We start from the raw sequence: 13,395 nt of genomic DNA on the forward strand, positions 1-13,395 counted from the left end.
GCGATGGTTAAGCCTGTGCAGCAAGGCTTACGGCTTTTGCTACCCGGTCGGTAGCATCAGGAATGGCTGCGGCGCGTGCGCGCTCGGCCATCCCCAGTAACGTAACGCGATCCCAACTCGCCAGCGTCTCGACGACGGAATCAACGGTAAACTGCGGCTGCTCAAGGATCTTCGCCGCGTGCGCCTGCTCAAGCGGCAGCGCATTCCAGTACTGCTGCCGATCTTTATGCTGGAACGGCACAAACAGCGCTGGCAGCCCGGCGGCGGCGATCTCGCTCACCGTCAGCGCCCCGGAGCGGCAAACCACTACGTCGGCCCAGGCGTAAGCTGCCGCCATATCATCAATAAATTCGGTCACGCGGTGCTGCGGCTGGCCCGCATCGGCATAGGCCTGCTCAACGGTCTGCTGCGCCCCTTTCCCGCTCTGGTGCCAGATCGTCACTGCATCACCCAGCCGGGCAGCCACCTGCGGCAGCGTCTGGTTCAGCACCCGAGCGCCCTGTGAGCCGCCGACCACCAGCACCCGTACCGGCCCTTCACGACCCGAGAGGCGATCCGCCGGCAGCGGCAGCGCCAGCACGTCGGTACGCACCGGGTTACCGACCACGTCGGCCTGCGGAAACGCACCGGGGAAGGCCTGCATCACCTTGGTGGCGATCTTCGCCAGCCATTTGTTGGTCAGCCCGGCAATACCGTTCTGCTCGTGCAGCACCACCGGGATACCCAGCGACCAGGCGGCAAGGCCACCCGGCCCGGAGACGTAGCCCCCCATCCCCAGCACCACGTCCGGTTTAAAGCGCTGCATAATCGTCCGCGCCTGACGCCAGGCGTTAAAGATGCGCAGCGGCGCAAGCAGCAGCGCCTTCAGCCCTTTCCCGCGCAGGCCGGAGATGCGGATAAAGTCGATCTCGATACCGTGTTTTGGCACCAAATCCGCTTCCATACGATCGGCGGTGCCCAGCCAGCGAACCTGCCAGCCCTGGGCCATTAAATGGTGCGCAACCGCCAGGCCGGGGAAAACGTGCCCGCCCGTGCCGCCTGCCATCACCATTAACCGCTTCGGTTGCCCACTCATCGAACACCTCGTGTAAACGCCTGGGCTTTTTCCAGACGCGTCTCATAATCTATACGCAACAGCATCATGATCGCCGTCGACATAATTAACAAGCTGGAACCACCGTAGCTGATCAGCGGCAGCGTCAGACCCTTGGTTGGCAGCATCCCGGCGGCCGCGCCAACGTTGACGAGTGCCTGAAAACTAAACCAAATACCGATCGAACAGGCCAGAAAACCCGAGAAACGGTGGTCGATATCCAGCGCTTTCCGTCCAATAGACATCGCGCGGAAAGCCACGAAGAATACCATCAAAAGCGCCAGTACCACACCGATATAACCCAGTTCTTCGCCGATAATGGAGAAAATGAAGTCGGTATGCGCTTCCGGCAGGTACTCTAGTTTTTGTACCGAGTTGCCCAGCCCCTGCCCCCAGAACTCACCCCGGCCAAACGCCATCAGCGATTGGGTCAGCTGGTAGCCGCTGCCAAAGGGATCTTCCCACGGGTTCCAGAACGAGGTAACGCGGCGGATACGGTAGGGTTCGGCAAGGATCAGCAGGACCACGGCAGAGATACCCATCCCAATGATGGCGATAAACTGCCACAGCTTGGCTCCGGCGAGGAACAGCATGGCCAGGGTAGTCACGAACAGCACAACCACTGTCCCGAGGTCAGGCTGCGCCAGCAGCAGCACCGCCAGCACCAGGATCACGCCCATCGGCTTTAAGAAGCCGCGCAGGTTATTACGCACCTCGTCCACCTTACGCACCAGGTAGTTGGCGAGGTAGCAGAAGAGAGAGAGCTTGGTGAACTCTGCGGGCTGGAAGCGCATCACGCCAAGGTCAATCCAGCGCGATGCCCCGTTAATAGAGCTCCCCACCAGCAGTACCAGCAGCAGCATGACAATAGAGGCGATCAGCATCGCCGAGCTCCAGCGCTGCCAGAACTCCATCGGCAGGCGCAGGGTGATCATCGCCATACAAAACGCGAGGAAGATGTAGAGCGCATCGCGTTTGGCAAAGAAGAAGGGATCGTTGGTCAGGCGCTGCCCTACCGGCATCGATGCGGAGGTCACCATAATAAAGCCTACTGCCGCAAGGCCAAAGGTCAGCCACAGCAGCATCCGGTCGTACATGACCAGGCTATCATCGTCTTTCGGACGCGACCCCATGACCCAGCCTTTAAGCGCCGCAAACAGCCACTCCAGGATACCGAGTCCCGGCAAATGCGGCATGCGTGGCAGCCTCAGGCGAGGAAGTGATAAGCGCATCAGCCTAACTCCTTCGCCAGACGGGTGAACTCATCGCCCCGTTGTTCAAAGTTCTTAAACTGATCGAGACTGGCACAGGCGGGTGACAGCAGCACCATATCGCCAGGCTTAAGCTGCGGGGCAATAAGGCGCATCGCCTGCTCCATGGTCTCGGTTCGTTGGGCAATCTCAGGGCGTAACGCCGCCAGCTCTGCGCCGTCACGGCCAAAGCACCAGAGGCGCACATTATTGCCGTTCAGGTAGCGGCTTAGGGGCGAGAAGTCCGCCGACTTGCCGTCGCCGCCCAGCAGCAGGTGCAGGGTACCCTCAACGTGCAGGCCGTTAAGCGCCGCCTCGGTGCTGCCGACGTTGGTCGCCTTCGAGTCGTTGATCCAGCGCACGCCGTTGTGTTCCAGCGCCAGCTGGAAACGGTGCGCCAGGCCGGTAAAGGTCGTTAACGCCTTCAGGCTGGTGGCACGCGGCAGGCCTGCGGCGTCCGCCAGGGCCAGCGCCGCGAGGGCGTTGGTATAGTTGTGCTGGCCGCTGAGCTTCATCTCTTTGACGTTAAGCACTTTCTCACCCTTCACCCGCAGCCAGGTTTCGCCCTGCTGGCGGTTGAGGTGATAGTCGCCCACGTCGACGCCAAAGCTAATGCAGCGATCGTCCGCGCCGCGAACCGGCATGGTCAGGGCATCGTCGGCATTGACCACGCAGACTTTGGCATTCTCAAAAATACGCAGCTTGGCGGCGCGGTACTGTTGCAGGCCAAACGGATAGCGATCCATGTGATCTTCCGTGACGTTCAAAATCGTTGCCGCCACGGCGTGCAGGCTGGAGGTGGTCTCCAGCTGGAAGCTGGAGAGCTCCAGCACGTACAGCTCACGGTTGCTGTCGAGCAGCATCAGCGCCGGCAAACCAATGTTGCCGCCAACGCCAACGTTAACGCCCGCCGCTTCCGCCATCTCGCCGACCAGCTTGGTAACGGTGCTCTTGCCGTTAGAGCCGGTGATCGCAATCACCGGTGCCTGGGCTTCGCGTACGAACAGTTCGATATCGCCGACAATCTCCACGCCAGCTTCGGCGGCCGCGCTCAGCGACGGGTGCGCCAGTGCGAGACCGGGGCTGGCAACGATCAGATCGGCCGCCAGCAGCCAGTCGTCATTCAGACTACCAAGGTGGCGCTCAACCGACTCCGGCAGCTTATCCAGCCCCGGCGGCGCGCTACGCGTATCCATCACCCGCGGCGTCACGCCACGCGCGAGGAAAAAGTCCACGCAGGATAGCCCGGTTAACCCTAACCCAATGATGACGACCTGTTTACCCTGGTAATCTGCCATGATTAACGCACCTTCAGCGTAGCCAGGCCAATCAGCACCAGCATCAGCGAAATAACCCAGAAGCGCACGATCACGCGCGGCTCCGGCCAGCCTTTCAGTTCATAGTGGTGGTGAATCGGAGCCATCCGGAAGATGCGCTGTCCGCGCAGCTTGAAGGAACCCACCTGCAGGATAACCGACAGGGTCTCCACCACGAATACGCCGCCCATGATCACCAGCAGGAACTCCTGGCGCAGCAGCACAGCGATGATGCCCAATGCGCCACCTAACGCCAGCGAACCGACGTCGCCCATAAAGACCTGCGCCGGATAGGTGTTAAACCAGAGAAAGCCCAGCCCTGCCCCGACGATAGCCGTACAGACAATCACCAGTTCACCGGCGTGACGCAGATAGGGAATATGCAGATAGCTGGCAAAATTCATGTTGCCGGTTGCCCAGGCGACCAGCGCAAAGCCTGACGCTACCAGCACGGTAGGCATAATCGCTAAGCCGTCGAGGCCGTCGGTGAGGTTCACGGCGTTGCCGGTCCCGACGATAACGAAGTAGGCCAGCAGGATATAGAGAACGCCCAGCTGCGGCATGACGTCTTTAAAGAACGGCACTACCAGCTGCGTAGCTGGCGTATCGTTCCCCACCAGATAGAGCGCAAACGACACGCCCAGGGCGATGACCGACATCCAGAAATATTTCCAGCGAGCGATAAGGCCTTTGGTATCTTTGCGCACCACCTTACGGTAGTCGTCAACAAAGCCGATGATGCCGTAGCCCACCAGTACCACCAGCACGCACCAGACGTAGGGGTTGGAGGGGTAAGCCCACAGAAGGACCGACACCACAATGGCGGTGAGGATCATGATCCCCCCCATCGTCGGGGTCCCGCGTTTGCTGAAGTGCGATTCCGGACCGTCGTTACGAACAACCTGGCCAAACGAGAGCTTTTGCAGGCGGGCGATCATGCGCGGCCCCATCCATAAGGAGATGAAGAGCGCGGTCAGCAGGCTGACAATGGCGCGAAACGTCAGATAGGAAAAGACGTTAAAGCCCGAATAATATTTGACCAAATGCTCGGCCAGCCAAACTAACATGTCCCGTTCTCCTGTAATGCGCGTACTACCTCTTCCATGGCAGCACTACGTGAACCTTTTACCAAAATGGTAATAATCTGCTGCTCGGCAATCAGCGCCTTGAGGCGCGCAATCAGCGCAGCTTTATCGTTAAAATGTTCGCCAACGCCGCTGGCGTCGGAGATACCTTTGCTCTGGACGCCCACGCTCAGCACGCGATCGAGGCCGGACGCCTTCGCCGCCTCACCCACCTGCTGATGGCACGCTTCGCTTTCATCGCCCAGCTCGGCCATATCACCCACGACCATCACCCGGTAACCCGGCATCTCGGAGAGCACCTGCGCTGCGGCGGTCATCGAGCCGACGTTAGCGTTGTAGGAGTCATCAAGCAGGAGCTGGTTTTCCGCAAGCGAGATCGGGAACAAGCGTCCCGGCACGGCCTTCAGCTTCGCCAGCCCGGCTTTTACCGCATCCAGCGGGGCACCTACCGCCATCGCCAGCGCCGTAGCGGCCAGCGCGTTCGCAATGTTGTGACGACCCGGCAGCGGCAGTAGCACCTCAACGTTACCGGTCGGGGTTTGCAGCGTGAAGTGGGTCCCCTGCGACGTGACATGCACGTTATTGGCGGTAAAGTCGCTGTTGGCGGCATTCGGTGAGAAGCGCCAGATTTTGCGCCCGCCGATAATGCTCTGCCAGTTCAGCCAGTCATTGTTGTCCGCGTTCATGATCGCCACGCCGTCGAGCGGCAGGCCGGTAAAGATTTCACCCTTCGCCTTCGCCACGCCCGCCAGCGAGCCAAAGCCCTCCAGATGCGCCGCCGCCAGGTTATTGACCAGCGCCGCTTCCGGGCGGGTCAGGCTAACGGTCCAGGCGATTTCACCCTGATGGTTAGCCCCGAGCTCGATCACCGCGTACTGGTGCGCTTTTGTCAGGCGCAGCAGCGTCATCGGCACGCCGATGTCATTATTTAGGTTGCCAGCGGTATAAAGCGTATTACCGCACTCGCCGAGGATGGCGGCGGTCATCTCTTTCACCGAGGTTTTACCCGAGGAGCCGGTGAGTGCGACCACGCGGGTCGGCACCTGCTGGCGCACCCAGGCACCCATTTCACCGAAGGCGAGACGGGTATCTTTCACCACCAGCTGAGGCAGATCGCAGTCGAGCTTGCGGCTGACCAGCAGCGCGCCCGCGCCGCCCGCCTTCGCCTGCTCGGCAAAATCGTGAGCGTCGAAGCGTTCGCCTTTCAGGGCAACAAACAGGCAGCCCGGCGTCAGCTGGCGCGTATCGGTGGTGACGGCATCAATAGTCAGACTCTGGCCGTGCAGCTCGCCGTTGAGGATCTGGGCCAGCTCGTTAAGGGTTACGCTAATCATGCCACCACTCCCAGCAGACGCGCGGCGGTGACGCGGTCGGAATAGTCAAGACGGCGGTTGCCGACAATCTGGTAATCTTCGTGGCCCTTACCGGCCAGCAGCACGACGTCACTCTCTTTCGCCTGCATAATGGCGCTGGTTACCGCTTCGGCGCGGCCTTCGACCACCCGGGCGCGGCCAGCGTCGAGCATGCCGGCAAGAATATCGTTAATGATGGCGCGCGGCTCTTCGGTACGCGGGTTGTCGTCGGTCACGACCGGCACGTCGGCGAACTCTTCGGCAATGGCTCCCATCAGCGGGCGCTTGCCTTTATCGCGATCGCCGCCGCAGCCAAAGACGCACCACAGCGTGCCGGTGCAGTGCAGACGCGCGGCCTGCAGTGCTTTCTCCAGCGCGTCCGGGGTATGGGCGTAATCCACCACCACCGTTGGTTTGCCCGGCGCACTGAAGACTTCCATGCGACCGCATACCGGCTGCAGGTGCGACGCCGTTTTCAGCAGGTCGCTCAGCGGGAAGTCCAGCGCCAGCAGCGTAGCCAGGGCCAGCAGCAGGTTACTGACGTTAAACGCCCCCATCAGGCGGCTTTCAATCTCGCCTTCGCCCCATGAGGAGGTGAAACGCACTGTCGCCCCGCTGTCGTGATAGCTTACCGCCTCGGCCTTCAGCCAGCGGCCGTGACAGTCCGGGTTGATGTGCCCTTCCATGGATACCGCCACGGCGTCCGGCAGGTTAGCCAGCCAGCGGCGGCCCACTTCGTCATCGGCGTTAACAATCGCCTGACCGTAGTGGTGCGCGGAGAAGAGCAGCCATTTTGCCGATTCGTAACCCGCCATATCCCCGTGGTAGTCGAGGTGATCGCGGCTCAGGTTCGTAAAGACCGACGCCCGAAACTTCAGGGCGGCCACGCGGTGCTGCACCAGACCGTGGGAGGAGACCTCCATCGCGGCAAAGGTTGCCCCCTGCTCTGCCAGATCGGCCATCACATGCTGAACGTCAATGGCGGAGCCGGTGGTGTTTTCGGTTGGGATCACCTTGCCCAGCAGGCCGTTGCCCACCGTGCCCATCACCGCGCTGGTTTCACCCAGCAGCTGAGCCCACTGCGCCAGCAGCTGGGTGGTAGTAGTCTTGCCGTTAGTACCGGTGACGCCGACCAGGCTTAAACGCTCAGCAGGCTCGTTGTAGAAACGTCCGGCCAGCGCGGAGAGGCGCTCGTTAAGCTGGCTGAGATAGATAACCGGCACGCCGTGAACCTCGCGGATCTCACCATCGGCGGCCTCGCCTTTGGCTTCCGCAATGATGGCCGCCACGCCCTGCGCTATCGCTTGCGGGATATACCGACGCCCGTCCGCCTGGTGGCCCACTACCGCCACAAAGAGATCGCCCGCTGCCGCCACGCGACTGTCGAGTGTCATTTCCCGCAAAGCTCGCGCGGGCAGATTCGATACCCACGGAGCGAGAAGGTCGCGCAAATTACGATCTGCCACCTGTTCCCTCGCCTTCATTAATCACAAATTCACTTTTTTCGCCCGTTGCTAACGCGTCCGGCTCGATGTTCATGGTACGCAGTACGCCGCCCATGATGGCCCCGAAGACCGGTGCGGAAACGGCACCACCGTAGTATTTACCTGCCTGCGGATCGTTAATGACCACCACCAGCGCAAAACGCGGCTGGCTGGCTGGCGCAACGCCCGCGGTATAAGCAATGTATTTGTTGATATAGCGCCCGTCCGGCCCGACCTTTTTCGCCGTACCGGTTTTAATGGCGATGCGATAGCCTTTGATGGCCGCTTTCACGCCACCGCCGCCGGGCAGCGCCACGCTCTCCATCATGTGCACCACGGTACGGACGATAGATTCCGGGAAGATGCGCTCGCCCGGTACGGGAGGATCAACTTTGGTGATCGACAGCGGACGGTAGATGCCGTAGCTGCCAATCGTTGCGTAGACTCGCGCTAACTGTAACGGGGTTACCATTAGCCCATAGCCGAAAGAGAAGGTGGCCCTCTCTATGTCAGACCACCGTTGTTTTTGAGGATATAAGCCACTGCGTTCTCCGACCAACCCCAAATTGGTCGCTTTTCCCAATCCAAAACGCGAGTAAGTTTCTACCAGCGCTGAGGAGGGCATCGCTAACGCCAGCTTTGAAACACCGACGTTACTCGACTTCTGTAGTACCCCGGTCAGGGTCAATTCGCTGTAGCGCGCCACGTCTTTGATCTCGTGGCCGTTAATACGGTATGGCACGGTATTTAAGACGGTGTTCTCTCTGACCACGCCGCGCTGCAGAGCGGTCATTACCACCATCGGCTTCACGGTAGAGCCGGGTTCGAACACGTCGGTAATGGTACGGTTACGCATTACGTCTTTCTGCGTACCGCTGAGGTTGTTCGGGTTATAGGAGGGGCTGTTCGCCATCGCCAGCACTTCGCCGGTGTTAACGTCTACCAGCACCGCACTGCCGGACTCCGCCTTGTTGAAGGCCACGGCGTTATTCAGCTCGCGATAGACCAGCGCCTGGAGGCGCTCGTCAATGCTCAGGGCGAGGTTGTGCGCCGCCTGGCTGTCAGTAGAGGAGATATCCTCAATGACGCGGCCATAGCGGTCTTTACGCACGATGCGCTCGCCGGGCTGGCCGGTGAGCCACTTATCGAAGCTCTTCTCAACGCCTTCAATGCCCTGGCTGTCAACGTTGGTAAAGCCTATAAGGTGAGCGGTTACTTCGCCGGAGGGGTAGTAACGACGCGACTCTTCCCGCAGGTGAATGCCGGGTAGCTTCAGCTTTTTAATGTAATCGCCAATGTCCGGGTTCACCTGGCGCGCCAGATAGATAAAGCGGCCTTTCGGGTTGGCATTTACGCGGGCAGCCAGCTGATCGAGCGGGAGATGCAGCGCATCCGCCAGCGCTTTCCAGCGGTTATCGAGCGTAATGCCGCCGGCGTCATGGAGCTCTTTCGGATCGGCCCAGATTGCCTTCACCGGCACGCTCACCGCCAGCGGACGGCCGGAGCGGTCGGTGATCAGGCCGCGAGAGGTAGAGACCTCCTGCACGCGCAGCGAGCGCAGATCGCCCTGGCGCACCAGCATATCCGGGTTGATGACCTGTAACCATGCGACGCGCCCCAGCAGAAACGCCAGCGCCAGTAAAATACATCCGCAAAGCAACGCAAAACGCCAACTCACAAAGTTGGCCTGCTCTTCCTGACGTTTTGGTTTAAGCGTCTTCACCGCTGCTTTCATGCGTCGCGTAAGTCCTTATTTTTGTACTACTATGTTTTCTTGTGAGGGATCAACATGCTGCAACTGCAGCTTCTCGGTAGCGACGCGCTCAACGCGGCTGTGATCGCCGAGGGCATTCTCTTCAAGGATCAGGTTACGCCACTCGATATCCAGCGCATCACGCTCCAGCACCAGCTGTTCACGCTGCGCCGTCAGCAGACGGGTATGGTGCGCGGTCGTGACGACCGTTACCGCCGTCACGATAATGCAGATGAACAGGCAGAGCGGCAGTTTCCCGAAACGCAAAAGATCGTCTGCGATCACGCCAGGCAAGGCATGGCGCTCGGTGTTACCTAACGACCCTTTTACTTTACTGAGCGTCTCTGCCACCCTGCTGATCATGCGTTCGTCCTCTCTGCGATACGCAGTACTGAACTCCGGGCGCGTGGATTCTCAGCCACCTCCTCTTCGCCCGGCATTAACTTGCCTAAGGCGCGCAGATAGCGGCCGCCCAGCTTGTTGAGCTGGGCTTCGGTCATCGGTAACCCGGCGGGAACCTGCGGCCCCCGGCTCTGCTCACGCATAAAGCGTTTTACAATGCGGTCTTCCAGCGAGTGGAAGCTGATAATCGACAGCCGTCCCCCTGGGGCCAGCACGTCGAGCGAGTTTTTTAGCGCCTGCTCTATCTCTTCCAGCTCACTGTTCACCCAGATGCGTACCGCCTGGAAGGTGCGAGTGGCGGGATGTTTATGCTTATCCTTCACCGGCATTGCCGCGGCAATTACTGAGGCCAGCTCTTTGGTGCGGGTCATCGGCTCAATGCGGTTACGCTCGACGATGGCGCGGGCAATACGTTTGCCAAAACGCTCTTCGCCAAAGGTTTTAATCACCCAGGCGATGTCGGCTTCGTCAGCGGTTTGTAACCATTCGGCGGCAGACTGGCCGCGGGTGGGATCCATGCGCATGTCCAGCGGACCGTCGCGCATAAACGAGAAGCCACGTTCAGGATCGTCAAGCTGTGGGGAGGAGACGCCAAGATCGAGCAGAATACCGTCGATTTTACCGGCGAGATCGCGCTCGCGCACGTAGTCCGCCAGCCCGGAAAAAGGACCGTGTATAATGGTAAAGCGGGGATCGTCAATGGTTTTGGCGATAGCAATCGCCTCAGGATCGCGATCGATCGCCAGCAGTCGCCCCTCCGCCCCCAGCTGGGAGAGGATCAGGCGCGAGTGGCCACCGCGACCAAAAGTTCCATCTATGTAGATGCCGTCAGGACGAATGTTCAGGCCGTTTACGGCCTCGTCCAGCAGTACCGTTGTATGTTTAAAATTTTCCATCATCGTTATAGAGACAAATCCTGCAATCGCTCTGAAAGCGGTTCAGAGCCTGACTGCTCAGCGTCGATATCTTCCTTGACCCGTTGATACCAGGTCGTTTCATCCCACAGCTCAAACTTGTTGAACTGCCCGACCAGCATCACTTCTTTGTTCAGTCCGGCATGGTGCCGTAAAACGGGGGCAATCAGTAAGCGCCCCGCGCTATCCATCTGACACTCACTGGCATGTCCCAGCAGTAAACGCTGCACGCGTCGCTCTGCGGGATTCATGCTCGACAGACGCGATAATTTTTGCTCAATAATTTCCCATTCCGGGAGAGGATAAAGGAGCAGGCAGGCGTGATGGATGTCTATGGTACAGACCATCTGACCGGCAGCATGCTCGACAAGTTGTTCCCGGTAGCGAACAGGCACGGACAACCGACCTTTACTGTCGAGATTAACTAACGTTGCCCCACGGAACATGCCAGTTTCACCTCAAAATCAACCTTTCACCACTTTATCCCACAAATCCCCACCGAGGGAGTTTACGGAGCGGAGGAAAAGCTTGTCAAGCCAGCACTGACGCTAACGTGTCTGAAACAACCACGATTAATTGTGAACAGCAGGCCCGCACAAAATGTGCTCAACATGCGCTGCAAATTAACGTCATGAATATTTGCAAAAAAAATAGTGCCTCCGCATGCACCACTTAAAGACCTCGGCCACGATACGGATTAAATATAAAGTGTCAGTTTGCGACGCGGGCGGCATTTTAAGCCATATTGTCAATGGTTAACAGCGACAGTTGCAGGCGGAGCGACGTCAGGTGGATTGGGAGGAGTAGAAGTGAATGGTCATACTAAAGAAAAGGTCATTAATTCAACAACCCTTGGTTAGATGTAACAAAACAATACAAAATTAATGCACCGTTACCTCTTTCCTCTCTAAAAAAGAGCCTTTTTAAAATAAGGCGGAATTTAAAATATAGCGGCCTACGGATTTTAAGGATTAATCCGAACGTTAATTTACGTTAATACACCAACGGCTGTCATATTAAAGAGGACGCTGACGGTAAAAGGCAGCTTTCGCTGCCCTTAAGCAAGATCAGATGCGGTTTAGCACGCCGCGGCGGTAGAGGTTGCGCCGGATGCGGCTCAGACCAGGCTTCGGCTTACGCGGCTCGTCGAGGCTGGCAAGGACGATCTCCAGCACGCGCTCTGCGACATCGCGATGGCGCTGGGCCACGGCCAGTACCGGGCACTGCAGGAAGTCGAGCAGCTCGTGATCGCCAAAGGTGGCGATAGCCAGATTAGCAGGCAGATGACCATCGCGGCGCAGCGTCACGTCCATCACCCCCTGTAACAGAGCAAAGGAGGTGGTAAACAGCGCCTGCGGCATTGGGTTAGTCTCCAGCCACTTATCGAACAGCTGCGCCGCGGCTTCCCGCTCGTAGCTATTGGCATAGAGAAAGCTGACCTCACGCGGATCGTCTTTCCAGGCGGTACGGAAACCCTGCTCGCGTAAAAAGCTGACCGACAGCTCCGGCAGCGCGCCCAGATAGAGCACGTTTTCTGCGGGGAAGGTACGCAGCTCCGCCGCCAGCATCTCGGCATCGTCCTGATCCGCACCCACCACGCTGGTGAAGTGCTCCCGATCTAAAGCCCGGTCCAGGGCCACGATAGGGAAGGAGTCATTGGCCCAGCGCTGGTAGAAGGGGTGCTCCGGTGGAAGTGACGTCGACACAATAATGGCATCAACCTGGCGCTGCAGGAGATGCTCAATGCAGCGCATCTCGTTATCCGGCTGGTCTTCCGAACAAGCAATCAAGAGCTGGTAACCGCGCTGGCGCGCCTGCCGCTCAAGGTAGTTAGCAATGCGGGTATAGCTGGTGTTTTCCAGATCGGGGATCACCAGCCCAATCGATCGCGTGCGTCCTGCCCGCAGCCCGGCGGCTACCGCATTCGGATGGTAATTATGCTCGCGTACGACGGCCATGACTTTTTCAACGGTTTTATCGCTGACGCGGTACTGCTTCGCTTTGCCGTTAATCACATAGCTTGCTGTGGTACGTGAGACGCCGGCAAGCCGGGCGATTTCATCCAGTTTCACAATTGCCTCTCAAAGAAAAAAGGATACTCCATAACCTTTTTTGGAATATAGGTTTAATCCATCACATCTAAACGCAGAATAGTCACTGCGGCAACCGCTTTCGATCAGCCTTCCGGCTGTTTTCGCAAAAAAAAGCCCGACGGGATCCGCCGGGCTGCTCATTTTGCCGTTGCCTTCAACCTAACGCATGATTTTATCGCCGCGCGACAGACCCACCACGCCGGAGCGGGCAACCTCGACGATTTTCGCCACGTCGCGGATAGAGGCCAGAAACGCATCCAGCTTATCGCTGGTACCGGCAAGCTGGACCGTATAGATCGAGGGGGTGACGTCAATGATCTGGCCGCGGAAGATCTCCGCGTTACGCTTCACCTCTTCCCGGCCATAGCCGCTGGCCTGGATCTTCACCAGCATGATCTCGCGTTCAACGTGTGCGCCCTGCCCCAGCTCGCTGACGCGCAGCACGTCCACCAGCTTATGCAGCTGCTTCTCGATCTGCTCCAGCACTTTGGCATCGCCCACCGTCTGGATGGTCATGCGCGAGAGAGTTGGGTCATCGGTCGGGGCTACGGTCAGGCTCTCGATGTTGTAACCGCGCTGGGAGAAAAGGCCGATCACGCGCGATAGCGCACCTGATTCGTTCTCCAGTAACACAGATAATATCCGGCGCATAA

12 protein-coding genes are annotated in these 13,395 nt (G+C 59.0%); all 12 read right to left on the reverse strand.

Annotated features, from left to right (window positions below; all coding sequences use genetic code 11):
* Positions 1–7 precede the first annotated feature (7 nt).
* Positions 8–1,075 carry an undecaprenyldiphospho-muramoylpentapeptide beta-N-acetylglucosaminyltransferase gene (murG, locus tag WFN61_RS15500; protein WP_144817643.1) on the reverse strand — a complete coding sequence of 356 codons (1,068 nt, stop codon included), beginning with the start codon at positions 1,073–1,075 and terminating at the stop codon, positions 8–10.
* Complete coding sequence (ftsW, locus tag WFN61_RS15505) at positions 1,072–2,325, reverse strand: cell division protein FtsW (RefSeq protein ID WP_042390452.1); 1,254 nt, start codon at positions 2,323–2,325, stop codon at positions 1,072–1,074. The genes murG and ftsW overlap by 4 nt, the downstream gene beginning before the upstream one ends.
* Positions 2,325–3,641, reverse strand: coding sequence for a UDP-N-acetylmuramoyl-L-alanine--D-glutamate ligase (murD, locus tag WFN61_RS15510; RefSeq protein WP_222889593.1), 1,317 nt, complete (start codon positions 3,639–3,641; stop codon positions 2,325–2,327). Before murD ends, ftsW begins: the two co-directional genes overlap by 1 nt.
* Positions 3,642–3,643: 2 nt before the next feature.
* Positions 3,644–4,726, reverse strand: a complete 1,083-nt coding sequence (mraY, locus tag WFN61_RS15515) for a phospho-N-acetylmuramoyl-pentapeptide-transferase (protein ID WP_222889592.1) — start codon at positions 4,724–4,726, stop codon at positions 3,644–3,646.
* Entirely contained in the window at positions 4,720–6,078 is a 1,359-nt protein-coding gene (gene murF / locus WFN61_RS15520) for a UDP-N-acetylmuramoyl-tripeptide--D-alanyl-D-alanine ligase (protein ID WP_337038909.1), read from the reverse strand. The genes mraY and murF overlap by 7 nt, the downstream gene beginning before the upstream one ends.
* Positions 6,075–7,562, reverse strand: coding sequence for a UDP-N-acetylmuramoyl-L-alanyl-D-glutamate--2,6-diaminopimelate ligase (murE, locus tag WFN61_RS15525; RefSeq protein WP_312175431.1), 1,488 nt, complete (start codon positions 7,560–7,562; stop codon positions 6,075–6,077). Before murE ends, murF begins: the two co-directional genes overlap by 4 nt.
* Complete coding sequence (gene ftsI / locus WFN61_RS15530; protein ID WP_144817638.1) at positions 7,549–9,315, reverse strand: peptidoglycan glycosyltransferase FtsI; 1,767 nt, start codon at positions 9,313–9,315, stop codon at positions 7,549–7,551. Before ftsI ends, murE begins: the two co-directional genes overlap by 14 nt.
* A gap of 15 nt (positions 9,316–9,330) precedes the next feature.
* On the reverse strand, positions 9,331–9,696 hold the full coding sequence (gene ftsL / locus WFN61_RS15535; RefSeq protein WP_042390442.1) for a cell division protein FtsL: 366 nt from the start codon (positions 9,694–9,696) through the stop codon (positions 9,331–9,333).
* Complete coding sequence (gene rsmH, locus WFN61_RS15540; protein ID WP_042390440.1) at positions 9,693–10,634, reverse strand: 16S rRNA (cytosine(1402)-N(4))-methyltransferase RsmH; 942 nt, start codon at positions 10,632–10,634, stop codon at positions 9,693–9,695. Before rsmH ends, ftsL begins: the two co-directional genes overlap by 4 nt.
* A 2-nt stretch (positions 10,635–10,636) precedes the next feature.
* The gene (mraZ, locus tag WFN61_RS15545) at positions 10,637–11,095 is read right to left on the reverse strand and encodes a division/cell wall cluster transcriptional repressor MraZ (protein WP_042390438.1); all 459 of its coding nucleotides are present in this window, start codon (positions 11,093–11,095) and stop codon (positions 10,637–10,639) included.
* A gap of 621 nt (positions 11,096–11,716) precedes the next feature.
* Positions 11,717–12,721 (reverse strand): catabolite repressor/activator, encoded by a 1,005-nt coding sequence (gene cra, locus WFN61_RS15550; protein ID WP_154057913.1) that lies wholly within the window; start codon positions 12,719–12,721, stop codon positions 11,717–11,719.
* A gap of 180 nt (positions 12,722–12,901) precedes the next feature.
* Complete coding sequence (gene ilvN, locus WFN61_RS15555) at positions 12,902–13,393, reverse strand: acetolactate synthase small subunit (protein ID WP_103820721.1); 492 nt, start codon at positions 13,391–13,393, stop codon at positions 12,902–12,904.
* Positions 13,394–13,395 lie beyond the last annotated feature (2 nt).

Source organism: Pseudescherichia sp. AS216 (assembly GCF_037152055.1).
Taxonomy (GTDB): Bacteria; Pseudomonadota; Gammaproteobacteria; order Enterobacterales; family Enterobacteriaceae; genus Pseudescherichia.

Excerpts from the sequence above, each read along its gene's own strand:
- murG (WP_144817643.1), bottom strand. The coding sequence starts at position 1,075 with ATGAGTGGGCAACCGAAGCGGTTAATGGTGATGGCAGGCGGCACGGGC.
- ftsW (WP_042390452.1), bottom strand. The coding sequence starts at position 2,325 with ATGCGCTTATCACTTCCTCGCCTGAGGCTGCCACGCATGCCGCATTTG.
- murD (WP_222889593.1), bottom strand. The coding sequence starts at position 3,641 with ATGGCAGATTACCAGGGTAAACAGGTCGTCATCATTGGGTTAGGGTTA.
- mraY (WP_222889592.1), bottom strand. The coding sequence starts at position 4,726 with ATGTTAGTTTGGCTGGCCGAGCATTTGGTCAAATATTATTCGGGCTTT.
- murF (WP_337038909.1), bottom strand. The coding sequence starts at position 6,078 with ATGATTAGCGTAACCCTTAACGAGCTGGCCCAGATCCTCAACGGCGAG.
- ftsI (WP_144817638.1), bottom strand. The coding sequence starts at position 9,315 with ATGAAAGCAGCGGTGAAGACGCTTAAACCAAAACGTCAGGAAGAGCAG.
- ftsL (WP_042390442.1), bottom strand. The coding sequence starts at position 9,696 with ATGATCAGCAGGGTGGCAGAGACGCTCAGTAAAGTAAAAGGGTCGTTA.
- rsmH (WP_042390440.1), bottom strand. The coding sequence starts at position 10,634 with ATGATGGAAAATTTTAAACATACAACGGTACTGCTGGACGAGGCCGTA.
- mraZ (WP_042390438.1), bottom strand. The coding sequence starts at position 11,095 with ATGTTCCGTGGGGCAACGTTAGTTAATCTCGACAGTAAAGGTCGGTTG.
- ilvN (WP_103820721.1), bottom strand. The coding sequence starts at position 13,393 with ATGCGCCGGATATTATCTGTGTTACTGGAGAACGAATCAGGTGCGCTA.